This window comes from Yoonia litorea, assembly GCF_900114675.1.
Lineage (GTDB): Bacteria > Pseudomonadota > Alphaproteobacteria > Rhodobacterales > Rhodobacteraceae > Yoonia > Yoonia litorea.
In genome coordinates this window covers 1,167,945-1,184,365 of the sequence record NZ_FOZM01000001.1, presented here as the reverse complement: position 1 = coordinate 1,184,365, position 16,421 = coordinate 1,167,945, and the positions used below count along the sequence as shown (strand labels likewise).

16 protein-coding genes and 1 tRNA gene are annotated in these 16,421 nt (G+C 57.4%); 8 read left to right on the top strand and 9 right to left on the bottom strand.

All coding sequences use genetic code 11. The features are described from left to right. Positions 1–39 precede the first annotated feature (39 nt). The 3 genes from ligA (at position 40) to BM316_RS16835 (ending at position 4,494) form a co-directional block, all read left to right on the top strand. The gene (gene ligA / locus BM316_RS06190; protein ID WP_090205324.1) at positions 40–2,181 is read left to right on the top strand and encodes an NAD-dependent DNA ligase LigA; all 2,142 of its coding nucleotides are present in this window, start codon (positions 40–42) and stop codon (positions 2,179–2,181) included. Then, entirely contained in the window at positions 2,178–4,268 is a 2,091-nt protein-coding gene (recG, locus tag BM316_RS06185; RefSeq protein ID WP_090205322.1) for an ATP-dependent DNA helicase RecG, read from the top strand. Before ligA ends, recG begins: the two co-directional genes overlap by 4 nt. Positions 4,269–4,371: 103 nt before the next feature. Further along, positions 4,372–4,494 (top strand): hypothetical protein, encoded by a 123-nt coding sequence (locus BM316_RS16835; protein ID WP_278246873.1) that lies wholly within the window; start codon positions 4,372–4,374, stop codon positions 4,492–4,494. Between the two features lie 173 nt (positions 4,495–4,667). Here BM316_RS16835 and BM316_RS06175 read toward each other — a convergent pair whose 3' ends face one another. Continuing rightward, positions 4,668–5,114 (bottom strand): iron-sulfur cluster assembly scaffold protein, encoded by a 447-nt coding sequence (locus BM316_RS06175; protein WP_090205317.1) that lies wholly within the window; start codon positions 5,112–5,114, stop codon positions 4,668–4,670. Between the two features lie 66 nt (positions 5,115–5,180). Here BM316_RS06175 and hisI point away from each other — a divergent pair, with 66 nt between their 5' ends. Continuing rightward, the gene (gene hisI / locus BM316_RS06170; protein ID WP_090205314.1) at positions 5,181–5,540 is read left to right on the top strand and encodes a phosphoribosyl-AMP cyclohydrolase; all 360 of its coding nucleotides are present in this window, start codon (positions 5,181–5,183) and stop codon (positions 5,538–5,540) included. Here the strand turns inward: hisI and gluQRS are convergent. From gluQRS to gyrA, 4 genes are all read right to left on the bottom strand, one after another. Further along, positions 5,533–6,357 (bottom strand): tRNA glutamyl-Q(34) synthetase GluQRS, encoded by an 825-nt coding sequence (gene gluQRS / locus BM316_RS06165; protein WP_090205311.1) that lies wholly within the window; start codon positions 6,355–6,357, stop codon positions 5,533–5,535. The two genes, hisI and gluQRS, sit on opposite strands and share 8 nt — an antisense overlap. Further along, complete coding sequence (locus tag BM316_RS06160; RefSeq protein WP_090205309.1) at positions 6,354–6,968, bottom strand: class I SAM-dependent DNA methyltransferase; 615 nt, start codon at positions 6,966–6,968, stop codon at positions 6,354–6,356. Before BM316_RS06160 ends, gluQRS begins: the two co-directional genes overlap by 4 nt. 21 nt (positions 6,969–6,989) lie before the next feature. Beyond that, entirely contained in the window at positions 6,990–8,345 is a 1,356-nt protein-coding gene (gene trmFO / locus BM316_RS06155) for a methylenetetrahydrofolate--tRNA-(uracil(54)-C(5))-methyltransferase (FADH(2)-oxidizing) TrmFO (protein WP_090205306.1), read from the bottom strand. Between the two features lie 61 nt (positions 8,346–8,406). Further along, positions 8,407–11,145 (bottom strand): DNA gyrase subunit A, encoded by a 2,739-nt coding sequence (gene gyrA / locus BM316_RS06150; protein WP_090205303.1) that lies wholly within the window; start codon positions 11,143–11,145, stop codon positions 8,407–8,409. A 194-nt stretch (positions 11,146–11,339) separates the two neighbouring features. Here gyrA and BM316_RS06145 point away from each other — a divergent pair, with 194 nt between their 5' ends. After that, positions 11,340–11,606 (top strand): usg protein, encoded by a 267-nt coding sequence (locus BM316_RS06145; protein WP_090205301.1) that lies wholly within the window; start codon positions 11,340–11,342, stop codon positions 11,604–11,606. Between the two features lie 3 nt (positions 11,607–11,609). Here the strand turns inward: BM316_RS06145 and ocd are convergent, their stop codons facing one another. Both ocd and rocF read right to left on the bottom strand, forming a co-directional pair. Continuing rightward, on the bottom strand, positions 11,610–12,653 hold the full coding sequence (gene ocd, locus BM316_RS06140; RefSeq protein WP_090205299.1) for an ornithine cyclodeaminase: 1,044 nt from the start codon (positions 12,651–12,653) through the stop codon (positions 11,610–11,612). Further along, the gene (rocF, locus tag BM316_RS06135; RefSeq protein WP_090205297.1) at positions 12,653–13,582 is read right to left on the bottom strand and encodes an arginase; all 930 of its coding nucleotides are present in this window, start codon (positions 13,580–13,582) and stop codon (positions 12,653–12,655) included. Before rocF ends, ocd begins: the two co-directional genes overlap by 1 nt. Before the next feature lie 86 nt (positions 13,583–13,668). Here rocF and BM316_RS06130 point away from each other — a divergent pair, with 86 nt between their 5' ends. Next, the gene (locus tag BM316_RS06130; protein WP_090205294.1) at positions 13,669–14,088 is read left to right on the top strand and encodes an Lrp/AsnC family transcriptional regulator; all 420 of its coding nucleotides are present in this window, start codon (positions 13,669–13,671) and stop codon (positions 14,086–14,088) included. Here the strand turns inward: BM316_RS06130 and BM316_RS06125 are convergent. Together BM316_RS06125 and BM316_RS06120 are read right to left on the bottom strand one after the other, a co-directional pair. Next, positions 14,074–14,535, bottom strand: a complete 462-nt coding sequence (locus tag BM316_RS06125) for a disulfide bond formation protein B (RefSeq protein WP_090205291.1) — start codon at positions 14,533–14,535, stop codon at positions 14,074–14,076. The genes BM316_RS06130 and BM316_RS06125 overlap by 15 nt on opposite strands. Beyond that, positions 14,532–15,110 carry a YqaA family protein gene (locus BM316_RS06120; protein WP_090205289.1) on the bottom strand — a complete coding sequence of 193 codons (579 nt, stop codon included), beginning with the start codon at positions 15,108–15,110 and terminating at the stop codon, positions 14,532–14,534. The genes BM316_RS06125 and BM316_RS06120 overlap by 4 nt, the downstream gene beginning before the upstream one ends. Before the next feature lie 105 nt (positions 15,111–15,215). Between BM316_RS06120 and ypfJ the strand changes: the two genes are divergently transcribed. After that, positions 15,216–16,064 (top strand): KPN_02809 family neutral zinc metallopeptidase, encoded by an 849-nt coding sequence (gene ypfJ, locus BM316_RS06115; RefSeq protein WP_090205286.1) that lies wholly within the window; start codon positions 15,216–15,218, stop codon positions 16,062–16,064. 47 nt (positions 16,065–16,111) lie between these two features. Further along, positions 16,112–16,197, top strand: a tRNA-Leu gene (locus BM316_RS06110). Positions 16,198–16,421: the final 224 nt, after the last annotated feature.

The window sequence follows — 16,421 nt, the reverse complement described above, 5'->3', positions numbered from 1 at the left end:
TTATAGCCATGCAGAACACTTGCATGAAGGGGGGGCGGCATGGCGGACAACGGGGATGCAGCCGAGACGGCAGAAACGCCGGTTTCGACTTTGACGCCGGAGCAGGCAAAGCGTGAATTGGCATCGCTCGCACAGGCCCTGCAAGCGGCCAACGAAGCTTATCACACGCACGACGCCCCGGACCTCTCAGACGCCGAATACGACCGGCTCAAGAAACGTAATCTGGCTATCGAAGCGGCGTTTCCCGACCTCAAACGCGAAGACAGCCCAAGCGATCAGGTCGGCGCGCCAATCGCCGAAGGGTTCGGCAAGGTCCAACACGCAGTGCGCATGCTTTCACTTGGAAATGCGTTTGAAGATGAAGACGTCCACGATTTTGATGCGCGGATCAGGCGTTATCTGGGCCGCGATGATGACGCCCCGCTGACATATACCGCAGAACCCAAGATTGACGGGCTCTCGCTCTCGCTGAGATACGAAAACGGCGATTTGACACAGGCCGCCACGCGCGGGGACGGCGCGGTGGGTGAAAACGTTACCGCCAATGCCCGCACCATCGGAGATATTCCGCAGCGGATCGACAATGCCCCGGAAGTGCTGGAGGTCCGCGGTGAGGTGTATATGAGCCATGCTGACTTTGAGGCGCTGAATGCGCGCCAGCAAGCAGCAGGTGCAAAGACATTTGCGAATCCCAGAAATGCCGCGGCAGGGTCGCTCAGGCAGCTTGACCCCGAAGTCACGCGCGCTCGGCCACTCAGGTTCTTTGCCTATGCCTGGGGTGAGGTTTCAGCACCGATTGCAGAGACGCAGATGGGCGCAATCGCGCGGCTGTCCGACTTTGGTTTTGTGACAAACCCGTTGACCGTAACTTGCGAAGGCCCTGAAGCTGCTATCGCCCATTACAAGAAAATCGAGGCGCAGCGCGCCACGCTTGGCTATGACATCGACGGGGTGGTCTACAAGGTTGACGACCTTGCCTTGCAGTCTCGTCTGGGGTTTCGGTCGACAACGCCGCGGTGGGCGATTGCACATAAATTCCCTGCTGAGTTGGCCTGGACAGTGCTTGAAGCGATCGACATTCAGGTTGGCCGCACCGGTGCCTTGTCCCCTGTGGCGCGGCTGAGACCTGTCACGGTGGGTGGGGTCGTGGTCTCCAACGCGACGCTGCACAATGAGGACTACATCGCCGGAAAAGACGGGAACGGGGCACCAATCCGTGGCGGTAACGACGTGCGTGTCGGCGACTGGGTTCAGGTCTATCGCGCGGGCGATGTGATCCCGAAAATCGCGGATGTTGATCTTGCGCGCCGCCCTGAAGACGCCAAGCCCTATGAATTTCCGCAGGCATGTCCGGAATGTGAATCCAAGGCTATCCGCGAAGAGGGCGACGCCGTGCGCCGTTGCACTGGCGGGTTGATCTGTCCCGCGCAGGCGGTCGTGAAGCTCAAGCACTTCGTCTCACGCGCTGCGTTCGACATCGACGGCATGGGAGCCAAACAGGTTGAGCAATTCTATCTTGATGGCTGGATTGCAACGCCTGCCGATATCTTCAAATTGCGCGCGCGGTATGGGCAGGGCATTCAGCAACTCAAAAATCGCGAAGGCTGGGGCGAAAAGAGTGCAACCAAGCTCTTTGATGCAATCGACGACCGTCGCGAGATTGCGCTGGCGCGGGTGATTTTCTCGCTTGGAATCCGCCACGTCGGTGAAAACGCGGCAAATTTGCTCGCCAATCATTATGGATCGTGGGACGCCTTCGAGACAGCGATGACATCGGCTGAAGTCGGGCAGGGTGCCGCATGGGAGGAGTTGGTTGGCATCGACGGAGTCGGCAGCGTCATGGCAACTTCGGTGATCACAACGTTTCACCAAGAGGCAGAGCGTGCGTCCATTGATGCCTTGGTGGCAGAGCTGACCATCGAAGACGCAGCCAAGGTCGCAACTGATAGTCCGGTTGCTGGCAAGACCGTCGTCTTCACCGGCACATTGGAGAGGATGACACGGGCCGAAGCGAAAGCACGTGCCGAAGCCCTGGGTGCCAAGGTGTCGGGTTCGGTCAGCGCCAAGACAGATATCTTGATTGCCGGTCCCGGTGCGGGATCTAAGGCCAAGAAAGCGGCTGACCTTGGCGTTGAAACTATCGACGAAGACACCTGGCTTGCACTTATCGGCGACGCATGAGCGGGCGGCCAGAAATCCTCTTTCCGCTTTTCGCGGACCTCACTCGCCTTGACGGGATTGGCCCAAAGTCGGCGCAGGTGCTGACGGGTGCAGGTGTTTCCCACCCGCGGGACCTACTTTTCACCCTTCCGGCATCGGGGATTGATCGCAGCCGCCGCAACAGTTTGACTGACGTCGTGCCGCCTGCGACAGCGACAGTCGAGGTCACCGTTGGTGCCCATCAACCACCGCGCAACCGTGGCCGTCCGTACCGCGTGTTTGTCGATGACGCGCAGAGCAGTTTCCAACTCGTCTTTTTTCATGCGCGTCCCGACTATCTGCAGCGGCTCTTGCCTGTCGGAGAACGGCGTCTCGTTTCTGGCAAGGTCGAAGTCTTTGATGGGGTTGCCCAGATGGTCCACCCCGATCATGTCGTGCCGCCGGAGGCAGCCGCCGATATACCGGCATTCGAGCCTGTCTACCCGCTCCACGCAGGCATCACGCAAAAAGCGATGTGGAAGGCGACCAGATCGGCGCTTGCATTTGCCCCTGATCTGGCTGAATGGATTGATCCCGCGCTGAAAGCCCGAGAGGGTTGGCCCGATTGGAAGGGTGCGTTGGAAGCAGCGCATAACCCACAGTCCAGTCAGGATATTTCGCCTTTTGCCAAGTCGCGCGAGCGGCTCGCCTATGATGAGTTACTGGCCCATCAATTGACGTTGGCGCTGGCGCGCGCGGCCACGCGGCGGTCAAAGGGGATCGCATCGCAGGACACCGGCGTTCTGGCGGCCAAGGTTCTGGCTCAGCTGCCTTATGAACCCACCGGTGCCCAGCTCAGGGCGGTTGCGGAAATCCGTGACGATCTTGCCTCGCCGTTCCGGATGAACCGCCTGTTGCAAGGAGACGTGGGTGCAGGCAAGACGCTGGTCGCTTTGATGGCGCTTCTGACCGTGGTCGAGGCAGGCGGGCAGGGGGTGATGATGGCCCCGACCGAAATACTGGCGCGCCAGCATCTGGAGGGTCTCAAACCGCTGGCAGAAGCGGCTGGACTGCGGATCGAGGTTCTGACTGGGCGCGACAAGGGAAAGCTGCGCCGCGAAAAGCTGGACGCCCTTGCCGAAGGCCGGATCAATATCCTTGTTGGCACCCATGCGGTGTTCCAAGCCGATGTGCATTTTCACGATTTGCGGTTGGCAGTGATTGATGAACAACACCGTTTCGGTGTGGCGCAACGGATGGAACTTGGCACAAAGGGCCGCGCGGTTGACGTGCTGGTGATGACCGCGACACCGATCCCGCGATCCTTGGCTTTGGCACAATATGGCGACATGGATGTGTCAATCCTCGATGAAAAGCCGCCCGGACGCACACCTGTGCAAACGGCGCTGGTGTCAGCGACCCGTATGGATGAGGTGGTTGAAAAGCTGCGCCGTGCTGTCAATGACGGACGTCAGGCCTATTGGGTTTGCCCGTTGGTTGAAGAAAGCGAAGTGCTTGAGGTGACCGCCGCAGAGGAACGTTTCAAAAGGTTGCGCGCTGCCCTTGGCGAGGGCGTGGTCGGACTGGTGCATGGACAAATGCCGCCATCCGATAAGGACGCAGCGATGGCACGGTTTGTGGTTGGCGAAACCAAGGTCCTTGTGGCGACAACTGTGATCGAAGTAGGCGTCGATGTTCCCAATGCATCAATTATGGTGATCGAACATGCCGAACGCTTCGGGCTTGCCCAACTGCATCAGTTGCGGGGCAGGGTCGGGCGCGGTGCTGCGGCCTCAACCTGTCTGTTGCTCTATCAGACGCCTCTGAGCGAAAGCGGCAAGCGACGGTTGGAAATTCTCAGAGAGACCGAGGACGGTTTTCGCATCTCGGAAGAGGACCTCGCGATGCGCGGAGCGGGCGATGTCATCGGCACCGCACAGTCTGGCATTCCACGCTTTCGCATTGCTGATCTGGAACGTCACGCGGGACAAATGGCAACCGCGCAGAGCGATGCCCGTAAACTGCTGAGCGATGATCCGACGCTGACCACTGAACGCGGAAAGGCGGCCAGAACGCTGTTGTGGCTGATGGAACAGGACAAGGCCATCCGTTTGATTTCAGTAGGTTAGCCCCAAACTGCGCGGAATGTTCACGAATGTTCTTAAAAAGTTCTTTACACTGACGGTAGGTTATGAGAACAAAGTGGCAACAGAACATTCAAGGAACACAGCCATGGCAGAAGAGATTAAACTGGTCCTGACACGCTCGCGTGAAACGATCGTCGCTGATGCTCTGGGCGTTGTTGCCTTGATGGTTTTGCTGATTGTCGGATTGACCTTGCCCGGGTTGATTTGATTTGCCTGACGGCTCAGATCCGGTCCCACACATTGCCTGTCCCAAGAATGCGATGTGGTGACCTGCCTGTCCAATTCAAACGCGGGGTTTTGCCTCTCCTCGATTGATATCGGACCGGATTTGACCGTTTCATTCCTGCCGCCGCTCCCTTGTCCCGGGATGCGGCGGTTTTTTTATCCGGCGGCCTGCGCTTCGCTCAAAGCGTCAAGGGTCGCATCGAAGGCCAGCATGATCGAGGCATGGCGGTTCTTGTAGTCCTTTGCCGGTTGCAACACCTCAAGATCGGAAAAGGGTGCGGGCGGCACAGGGCCATCCTCTTTCAGCATTGCATAAAGCGCGTTACGGCCTTCTTCGATCTCGGCAACGCTCAGGCCCACAACATTTGCACCAACGATGGCTGCTGCAGCTTGACCAAGGGCACAGGCCTTCACGTCCTGAGCATAGTCGGTGATAACCCCATCCGTGACAGCGACGTCTACCGTAACAGTAGAGCCGCAAAGCGGCGCGCGTTTCTTGGCTGTTGCTGTGGGATTTTCCAGACGTGTTGTGCGCGGCATATCTGCCGCGAGCGCCAGAATGCGGCCAGAGTAGAGTTTGATCAGATCGGTTTCAGCCGACATGGCGTTGCCCTTTACTTGCGTCCTCCGTAGATAGTCCCCAGCACCAGTCTTGCAAAGGCCTTTCCCATGTCATTTGACCCCGACACCCTGACCTATAACGACGCAGGGCTCATCCCCGCGATTGCACAGGACGCCGAAACTGGTGACGTGCTGATGATGGCGTGGATGAATAAAGAGGCGATCCAGCGCACACTAGAGACGCGCCGCGTGACCTATTGGTCGCGATCCCGCCAGTGGTTCTGGATCAAAGGCGAGACGAGCGGCCACACGCAGGAATTGGTGGACTTCCGGATTGATTGCGACCGTGATTGCCTGCTGGTTCTGGTCAATCAGACTGGTGCTGCCTGCCATACCGGACGTCGAAACTGCTTTTTCACAAGCGTACAGAACGGGGAAGAGGTCGAACTGGCCAAGCCCATCACCTGAAACCAATCATTGTTCGGATGTCGGAGCGGCTGAACCCTTCGGCCCGATACTTTGAAATCGCCTTCGATTTATCAATCTTGGCAAGGCGCCTGCCGTCTTCGTCCAGTATCAGACCATGATGGTGATAGATCGGGGTGCGATACCCGAGCAGTGTTTGCAAAAGGACATGCAAGGGCGTGAAGGCTTGCAGATCAGTTCCGCGCACTACATGCGTGATCTCCTGTCGCATGTCGTCATGCACACAAGCCAGATGATAAGCAGGGTCCCCGGTCTCTTTGCGTTGCAGGACCGGATCACCAATCCGCTTGGTCAACATGTTCACTGAGGCTCTATACAGACCCGCCTTTGCGCCTGTTTCTTCGTAGCGCATTTCGTCATCAATACGTGACAACGCCTTGGCCACATTCAATCTGATCGCATCGCCTGGCTTTCGTTGACCAAGCGGGCGCTTGCGGCAGGTGCCAGGATAGACGAATCCATCCTCGCCCGGGCGCGCGCCAGCGGCAATGATGTCCTTGCGGGAGCAGCTACAGGGGTAAAGCAGGCCTTTCGCGGCAAGCTTGCCAAGCACGGCGATATACTCGTCATCATGTTCTGACTGGCGCAAGACAGGCTCAGGCCACTTCAGCCCCAGCCACTTGAGATCGTCAAAGATGGCAGCCTCAAACTCTGGTTTGCAGCGGGTGCTATCGGTGTCTTCGATCCGCAAGAGCGCCACACCGCCAAGGCTTTGCGCATGCGACCACACTGTCAGAGCCGAGAACGCATGACCAAGGTGCAAAGGTCCTGTGGGTGAGGGAGCGAACCGTGTTTTCACTGGCGTTGCAGGATTATGACGTCAGAACCCATGCCGACATCTTCGAGATGGGGGCCATGCTCGCGGAAGACGGTTGTTGCAGACAGCGAGGTGCAAGCGGCCTCCAATGCGTCTTGGTAGCGTGCGTCAGCAAGCGTGGGGTCGTTAAAGGAAAGGGCAAGCAAACCCTGCACAGGCAATTTCGCAAGCAGGGGGTGCAAGGTTTCTGGCGGTGCAGCGCCCAGACTGACCACGCCCACAGCGACAATCACATCGTAGGTGCCGGCCTCAAATCCCATGTCATCTGATGATGACACCCAGGTGTTGCGGTAGATTCCGCGATCGGCGGCCTTCATCAGCATTTCTTCGGTGATGTCCGTGCCATCAATGCAGGTAAATCCTGCCGCCCGCAAAGCCGCGCCACCAATCCCTGTGCCACAGCCGAAATCGAGTATTGCGGTATCGGCACTTGCAAAACCGGAGAGCGCATGTGCCAGACGCTCTGGCGTCCGATAACCACGCGCAGTGACTTCCGCCTCATAAGTATCCGCCCAATCCGCATAGACCGCAATGGTTTCTGCCACTGGGCGAGGGGTCCACAACTCCGGACGCAAGACCTTTTTGTCACTCATTGCACTATCTAGGAGCAGAGACTACGCGGCGTCCAGTGCTGTTTGTCCCAGCCAATGCTGCCAATCTGCCTTTGCCCGTTCGGTATAGGCCTTGTAGCGGTCTTTTCGACCACGCCGCCCGCCTTTCACGCCTTCAAGCGGCGGGAACAGGCCAAAATTGACGTTCATCGGTTGGAATGTCTTAGCCTCGGCACCGCCTGTGATGTGCGTGACAAGTGCGCCCATCGCAGTTGTGTTGGGGACTGGGGGCAGAACCTCACCATTCAGTTCCGCGACCGCCATACGACCGGCAAGCAGGCCCATTGCAGCGCTTTCCACATAGCCCTCGACGCCAGTGATCTGGCCGGCAAAGCGGATATTGGGACGGGATCGCAGGCGCATCTGCGCGTCCAGAAGCGTGGGCGAATTGATAAACGTGTTGCGGTGAATACCGCCAAGGCGCGCAAACTCAGCCTCCTCAAGGCCAGGTATCATTTTGAAAACAGTATTTTGCGCCCCGTATTTCATCTTGGTCTGGAAGCCTACGATATTGTAGAGCGTCCCAAGCGCGTTATCGCGGCGCAACTGGACGACCGCGTAGGGTTTGTTTTCAGGATCGTTTGCATTGGTGAGGCCAACCGGCTTCATTGGCCCGAAGCGTAACGTCTCACGTCCGCGTTCGGCCATAACCTCAATTGGCAGGCATCCGTCGAAATAACCTGCGGTCTCACCCTCTTTGAATTCGGTCTTGTCGGCTGCAAGAAGGGCGTCAATGAACGCCTCATACTGGTCCTTGGTCATCGGACAGTTGAGGTAGGCCGTGCGCTCTTCCTCGGTCTCGCCTTTGTCATAGCGTGACTGCATCCATGCGACGTCCATATTGATGCTGTCCTTGTAGACAATCGGTGCAATGGCATCGAAGAAAGCGAGTGCTTCGGCACCGGTTTCTTTCTGGATCGCTTCTGCTAAGGCACCTGACGTCAGCGGACCTGTCGCGACGATCCACAGTCCATCTTCAGGAAGCTCTGTAATCTCGTCATAAGAAACGGAAATATTCGGATGCGCTTTGAGCGCCGCCGTCACGCTTTCGGCAAACGGATCACGGTCGACCGCCAATGCACCACCCGCCGGCAGACGGTGTTTATAAGCGGTCTGCATGATCAACCCGCCAGCTTGCAGCATTTCCCAGTGCAAGAGCCCCACGGCATTCTGCTCATGGTCGTCCGAACGGAAAGAGTTGGAACAAACCATTTCTCCCAGATTTCCGGTGCGGTGGGCGAAAGTTTCCACCTTCGGGCGCATTTCGTGGATCACCACTTTCACGCCAGCGTTTGCGGCCTGCCAAGCGGCTTCAGAACCGGCCATGCCGCCGCCGATGATATTGAGTGTCTTTTCCATGGGCTTGATCTAGAGGCGGTGCGCTCAAAAGAAAAGGCCCCGCGATGGCGGGGCCCCTTGCTTAGTCTTCGGTGACGTCTTCTTCGCCCTGATCAGCGATCCATGCGACGCTAACCACGGTTTCGCCTTTACCGGTATCAAAGACTTTGACGCCGCCAGCCCCGCGCGACCGGAAGGAAATCCCGTCAACAGGCACCCTGATCGACTGGCCTGTCGAGGTCACAAGCATGATCTGGTCTGACAGATCGACAGGGAAGGATGTCACCAATGGCCCGCCACGCATGGCTTTGTCCATCGCCGCAACGCCCATGCCGCCACGCCCGCGGACGGGATAGTCATGGCTGGAAGAAAGCTTGCCAGACCCTTTTGCTGTGATCGTCAGGATCAGGTTTTCAGCAGCAGACATTTCAGCATAACGCTCCTGCGGCAGTTCACCCGGTGTGGCGTTTTCTTCGTCGTCCACTTCGGCATCATCGGCCAGTCCTGCCATCGCGCGGCGCATTTTCAGATAAGCAGCACGCTCAGCCGGATCAGCCTCGAAATGGCGGATGATTGACATCGAGACCACCTTGTCGTCGCCCTGCAGTTTGATCCCGCGAACACCCACCGACGAGCGGGAGTTGAAGACACGCACGTCAGTTGCAGGGAACCGGATCGCGCGGCCTGAGTCTGTCACCAGCATCACATCATCATCATTTGACGCGATGCGCGCATTGATCAGCGTGGTATCTGCGTGTTCGTCCTCGAACTTCATCGCGATCTTGCCGTTGCGCATGACATTGGTGAAGTCGGACAGCTTGTTGCGGCGCACAGTGCCAGCCGAGGTTGCAAAGACCACCTGCAAGTCGTCCCATTCTTCCTCTGGTCGGTCCACCGGCATAATGGCTGCGATCGACACACCTTGCGGAATTGGCAGGATGTTGACGATGGCTTTGCCTTTGGCCGTGCGGCTGCCCAATGGCAAACGCCATGTCTTGAGCTTATAGACCATGCCATCGGTCGTGAAGAACAGAAGTTGTGTGTGCGTATTGGCCACAAAGAGGGTGGTGACCACGTCCTCTTCTTTGGTTTGCATCGACGACAGACCTTTGCCGCCACGGCGCTGCGCGCGGAAATCGGCGAGGGCGGTCCGCTTGATGTAGCCGCCAGAGGTCACGGTGACGACCATGTCCTCTTTCTCGATCAGGTCCTCGTCTTCCATATCGCCGGACCAGTCGACGATCTCCGTGCGACGCGGAACCGCAAAGAGGTCTTTCACCTCGTTCAACTCGTCGCGGATGATCTGCATGATCCGTTCACGGCTGCCCAGAATTTCCAAATACTCGCGGATCTTCGCGGCCAGTTCCTGCAATTCGTCGGTGACTTCCTTGACGCCAATCTGGGTCAGACGCTGCAGGCGCAATTCAAGAATTGCGCGGGCCTGTGTCTCCGACAGGTTATATGTTCCGTCCTCATTGGCGGTATGGGTCGGATCATCGATCAGCTTGATGTATTCAAGAATGCTCTCGGCGGGCCAGCGGCGTGTCATCAGCTTTTCGCGCGCTGTCGCGGCATCTGCCGAGGACCGGATCGTCTGCACAACTTCGTCGATATTGGTGACCGCAACAGCCAGACCGCAGAGAATATGCGCCCGGTCACGCGCCTTACGCAGATCGAAGGCGGTCCTGCGGACAACTACGTCTTCGCGGAAATCAACAAATGCCGTCAGGAACCCGCGCAGTGTCAGTTGCTCTGGCTTGCCACCGTTCAAGGCCAGCATGTTGCACCCGAAGTGCGTCTGCATCGGCGTGAAACGGAACAACTGGTTCAGCACGACTTCCGCTGTGGCGTCGCGCTTCAGTTCAATAACGACACGCACACCGGAGCGATCGGATTCGTCCTGAACATGTGCAATGCCTTCAATCCGCTTGTCGCGTGCGGCCTCGGCGATCCGGTCGATCATTGCGGCCTTGTTCACCTGATAAGGAATCTCTTCGATGATAATCGCAAAGCGATCCTTGCGGATTTCCTCGACGGAGGTTTTCGCGCGAACGATTACCGAGCCGCGACCTTCAAGGTAGGCCTTGCGCGCACCTGAACGGCCGAGAATGATACCGCCGGTCGGAAAATCGGGACCGGGGATAAATTCGATCATTTCCTCAGACGTGAGGTCAGGGTTGTCGATCAGCGCCAGTGTCGCATCGACAACTTCGCCAAGATTGTGTGGTGGAATATTCGTTGCCATCCCCACAGCGATGCCGCCGGCACCATTGACCAGCATATTGGGGAAACGCGCCGGCAAAACGGTCGGCTCGCGATCCTTGCCATCGTAGTTGTCCTGAAAATCAACCGTCTCTTTGTCGATGTCAGCAAGCAGATAGACCGCAGGGTGATCCATACGCACTTCGGTATAGCGGTAAGCTGCGGCCTTATCGCCGTCCATCGAGCCAAAGTTGCCCTGACCATCAAGCAAGGGCAGTGACATCGAAAAGTCCTGCGCCATCCGCACCAGCGCGTCATAGATCGCCCCATCACCGTGCGGGTGGTATTTACCCATGGCTTCCGCCACAGGGCGAGAGGATTTGCGGTAGGGTTTGTCGGGCGTGTTATTGGTCCCGTGCATGGCATAAAGAATGCGCCGGTGCACAGGTTTCAAACCGTCACGCAGATCAGGGATCGCGCGGCTGACGATGACGCTCATCGCGTAGTCGAGATAGCTTGTCTTGAGTTCGTGCTCGATCGTCACCGAAGGGCCGTCATAGGCCGAGCGCTCTGGCCGATTTTCGTCTTCGTTTTCAGGTGTTTCTGGCGTGTCGTTCACGTGATCTGCCTGTTGCTTGGATTACTGCTATATTTGGTTGCCCGCAGTCTAACAGACACTTGATATTGGGCGCAATGACCGATCACACCTGCCTTTGGCAGCAATGGTGCAAGACTGATAACATATTGTTTTATTTGACAGATTAATTGTGTTTGCGCTCAAATATAAGGAGAGCCAACAAGACGGAAACAACGATGACAAAAGAAACGGAATTGATGCTGAAGGGATACGGGCTGACGACAGCAGAAATGTTTTACCACATGCCGGACCATCCGCATGTGCTCAATACCTTTATTTGGCAGGATTATGACCTCGCCCCGGACCACAACAAACTGCTCAATTTCATCAGTTATTGGCACGATGAAATCGACGGGCCGCTGCACTCAGTGCGATTTGTGCATCGCAAGATGATCAGCCCCGGCGAATGGCGGCATGTCACGGGTGAGTTCACATACCACTAGCCGTCAGCCCGCCCGTTTGATCATCCCGAAGAGGTCGCGGGGATCGTCTGGATCGGCGATCAGGTCAAAGTCGATATAAAACGGTGTGTCCTGGATCTTCTTGTGGACATACCGCAAGGCGCTGAAGTCCTCGATAGCAAAGCCCACGCCATCAAAGAGGGTGACTTCATGCGCAGACGCGCGACCACCTGCGGTCCCGTTGATCACTTGCCACAGTTGCGTGACAGGGTGGTCCTCTGGCATCTGCTGGATTTCGCCTTCAATGCGGGTTTGCGGCGGATATTCAACAAAAACAGTGGACCGCGCCACGATATCGCGGTGCAGTTCGGTCTTGCCGGGGCAATCACCGCCGATGGCGTTGATGTGCACACCGCTGCCAACCATGTTGTCGGTCAGAATGGTCTGCATGTCCTTGTCCGCCGTGGCGACGGTGATGACCTCGACGCCTTCGATGGCCTCTTCTGGCGATGTGCATTTGGTGATCTGGAAACCCAGACCGTCAAGGTTCTTTGCGCATTTCTCGGTGGCGAGGGGATCAATATCGTAAAGGCGGATGTTGTCGATCCCGCAGACGGCCTTGATCGCAAGACATTGGAATTCGGACTGCGCACCATTGCCAATCATGGCCATGGTCTTGGCCCCCTTGGGCGCAAGATGCTTGGTCGCCACGGCTGACATTGCACCAGTGCGCAAGGCTGTCAGGATCGTCATTTCGGAAAAGAGCTTGGGATAACCGCTGTAAACGTCAGCCAGCACGCCGAATGCCGTGACCGTCTGCAGGCCTTCTTTCATGTTCTTCGGATGGCCGTTCACGTATTTGAAAGCGTATTGCTCTCCATCGGACGTCGGCATCAGTTCAATCACCCCAACATCGGAGTGGCTGCCCACACGTGGTGTCTTGTCGAACAACTCCCAGCGCGCAAAATCGTGTTCGATTTCACCAGCAAGATCAGACATGAAGGTCTCGATCCCGATATGATGAACGAGCCGCATCATGTTATCGACGCTGACGAATGGCACCATCGCCAGAGGTGAGGCTTTCAGCATTATTTCTTGCTCCGGGTAGGGCGGTCAAAGACGCGGCGGCCCAGTAGGGACGCGGTCAGATCGACCATCAGGTTTGCGGTTTTCCCGCGATCATCAAGGAAGGGGTTAAGCTCAACCAGATCGAGTGACGTCACCAGACCACTGTCTGACAGGATTTCCATCACGAGATGCCCTTCGCGCACGGTCGCACCACCGGGAACGGTGGTTCCGACGGCGGGTGCAATCGAGGGGTCAAGGAAATCAACATCAAGCGAGACATGGAGCATCCCGTTTTCCGCCTCGACACGGTCGAGAAAGGCCTGCAACGGCGCGCTGATACCTTCTTCGTCGATCCGGCGCATATCCACCAGTTCCACATCGCCATCAACCAGGATGGCATGTTCTGGTGCATCAACGGACCGCAGACCAACCATGCAGATATTCCGGCTTTCCACCTTGGCCGGCAGCGGCGGGTAGGCATCGAAGCCGTCACGCCCCGTGACGTAACCGACAGGTGTGCCATGCAAATTGCCGCTATCGGTCGTATCGGGCGTGTGAATGTCACTATGCGCATCCAGCCACAGCGCAAAGAAGGGGCGTCCTTCCTTGGCGGCGTGGGCCGCCATACCAGCGACCGTGCCAGAGGCGAGCGCATGATCACCCCCCATGAAGATGGGCATACCGCGCGGCGCCGCCTCTTGTGCCGCCTCCATCAACGTCAGGGTCCACCCGACGTTCTCGGCCAGCTTATGAACCTTGTCATTCTTCGGGGCAGGGACATCGACCTGGCGGGGGGCAAGATTGCCCAGGTCTTCGACGGTGTGGCCTAACTCGGTGATGGCCTCAGCAATGCCGGCGGTGCGGTAGGCGTCAGGTCCCATCAGACAACCGCGGCGACGTTTGCCGCAGTCAACAGGAGCGCCAATAAGGATGCAGTGTTTTTGTGTCATAGGCAGAGCATTGCCCGAAAGCGTTGTTGGATGAACCAGACAAATTGTGCAATATGAGCAGAGACTGACCAAAACGAGCAGAGCTGATGGACGAATTGGATAGCCGCCTGATTGCCGCACTCAAGCGAAATGCGCGCGCCTCTCTTTCAGATTTGGCAGGGATTCTCGGCGTGACACGAAGCACAGTGCGAGTGCGCCTTGAAAAGCTGCAGAACTCTGGCGAAATCGCGGGGTTCACGGTCCTGACGCGCTCTGACGTGAGGCCGGATGCCGTGCGCGGCTTGATGATGCTGGAGATTGCCGGACGCGGGGCTGATAAGGTGATGAAATTCCTCCAGCGCTTGCCAGAGGTGCGGGCGATCCATTCGACCAACGGAACCTGGGATCTGATCGCGGAAATTGGCACAGATACGCTCGAACATTTCGATCAGGTGCTCACCACAATTCGCCGCCTCGACAGCGTGACACGGTCAGAGACAAACCTGCTTTTGTCAACGCGCCGATAGACGCGCGGCCATAACCCAGCCGACAACCAGCACGAAGGAAAACAAGGCATTCCACGACGGCATCGACAGCGTCAGGAATTCCCAACTGACCTGATCGCACATGATGACCCGCGGACCCTCAACAGCGAGCAGGTCCATGCCACTCAGCCCGTCAAGCGATCCACCACCGGTGCAACTGCTCGGGCCTTCCCACCAGCCGCGTTCCACGCCGGTATGAAAGACACCAATCACGGCGGTCGTCAGTGCAGCCAAAGCACCCAGCACCGGCAAGAGCACACCGCGAAATCGCAGTGCAAGGAGGCCGATCAGGATCGCAGCCATATGTGGCCAACGTTGCCAATAGCACATCGCACATGGCGGATAGCCGAGCGCCTGAAACACATAGGCTCCAGCCAGCAAGGCGGCTGATCCACCAGCTGAAAACATGATCCAGATGTGACGTGTCATAGCAGGCCCAATAGTGCGAAACCGCCAATCAATAAGACGCAGAAGATCACAAAGACAAGACCAAGGCGGCGCTCAATGAAGTCACGAATTGGTGCACCGAAATAGTAAAGCAGCGTTGCGACAAGAAAGAACCGCAGCGCGCGTGCAAAGATGGATGAGACAATGAAGACCGGGATCGACAGCCCCGTGACGCCAGACGCGATCGTGATCACCTTGAAAGGCAGGAAGGTGACGCCCGCCACAACAACCGCCCAGGCACCGTATTGGTTAAAGACCGCAGCCATTTCCGCGAAGCTGGCGTCTTTGCCGTAAAACTCCAGAATTGGGCGTCCCACTGTTTCCATCAGTTGCGCGCCGATGAAATAGCCGAAAAGACCACCCGCAACCGACGCGACGGTCGCAATCAGCGCGATCAGAAACGCGCGCGACGGCCGCGCAATAATCATCGGAATCATCAGTACATCCGGCGGGATCGGGAAGAACGACGACTCGACAAAACTGACAATCGCCAGCGCCCAAAGCGCATGGGGCGATTGCGCCAATGAGATTGTCCAATCGTACAGTCTGCGTAGCATGCTCGGCCTCGTTTTGACCGCTTAGGCCATGCAGATCGGGAACGGTCAAGTCGCATCACGCGTTTATGGGTATGATTGCTGAGGCACAGTGAGGGAATCATCAAAATGAGATGGCGTGGACGTCGCGGAAGCAGAAACATCGAAGATCGCAGACGCAGCGGAGGACGCCGCGCGGCAGGTGGCATCGGCGGTATTGCCGGTGTTCTTTTGCTTCTGGCGGGTTGGTATTTCGGGATCGATACAAGCCAGTTTGTCGATTTTGATGATTCCATCGGTTCACCACAACAGGTCGAAATTACTGAAGCCGACGAACGCGCAGCCGCCTTCGTATCCGTCACGCTTGCCGACACAGAAGAGGTCTGGACCGATATCTTTGCCAGAGAGCTTGGCCAACGATACGACCCGCCCGTTCTGGTCCTGTTCAAAGGTGCCACCCGTTCAGCCTGCGGCGGCGCGTCGGCGGCAACCGGTCCGTTCTACTGCCCGCCCGAAGAAAAAGCCTATCTCGACACGGATTTTTTCGTCACGCTGGATCGGCGTTTGGGCGCATCAGGTGATTTCGCTGCGGCCTATGTCGTGGCCCATGAAGTCGCCCACCATGTTCAGAACGAACTGGGTATCCTGGGGCAGGTCAATCAGGTGCGCTCCCGCGTCAGCGAGCGCGAATCGAATGAGCTTTCTGTAAGGCTCGAACTGCAGGCCGACTGTTTTTCGGGCCTTTGGGCGCGGGCCGCGCAAAACAGGTTTGGCAGCCTTGAGCCCGGCGATATCGAAGAGGCGATGAATGCCGCGGCACAAATCGGCGATGATACGCTGCAGCGCAACGCCAGACAGGTCGTGCGCCCGCATACATTTACCCATGGAACGAGCGCACAGCGCCAGCGGTGGTTCCAGCGGGGGTATGAAACAGGCAGCCTGGCAAGCTGTGACACCTTTGCGACTGATAACCTGTAGAAATCCCGATTGACGCGCCTTCGGCACCGCTTTAGGACAACCCTCGGGCCGATGTGGCGGAATGGTAGACGCAGGGGATTCAAAATCCCCCGATGGCAACATCGTGAGAGTTCGAGTCTCTCCATCGGCACCAAAATCAGACACCAATCAGACGAGATCTATAGGCAGGCTCAACTTACCAAATTTGTCTGCTGGATATGCGTTTGTGTCAAATTTCCGGGCAATTTCCTATTTAGGCTTTCTTTTGGTCGGGGTTTGGGGTCAAAACAGTTGCAACTTTTGTAAACGAACTGACTTTCAAGTGACGCAGGTGAGCTTCCCTGCGTTGAGGCACAGACAGATATGGCGCGAAAAGCG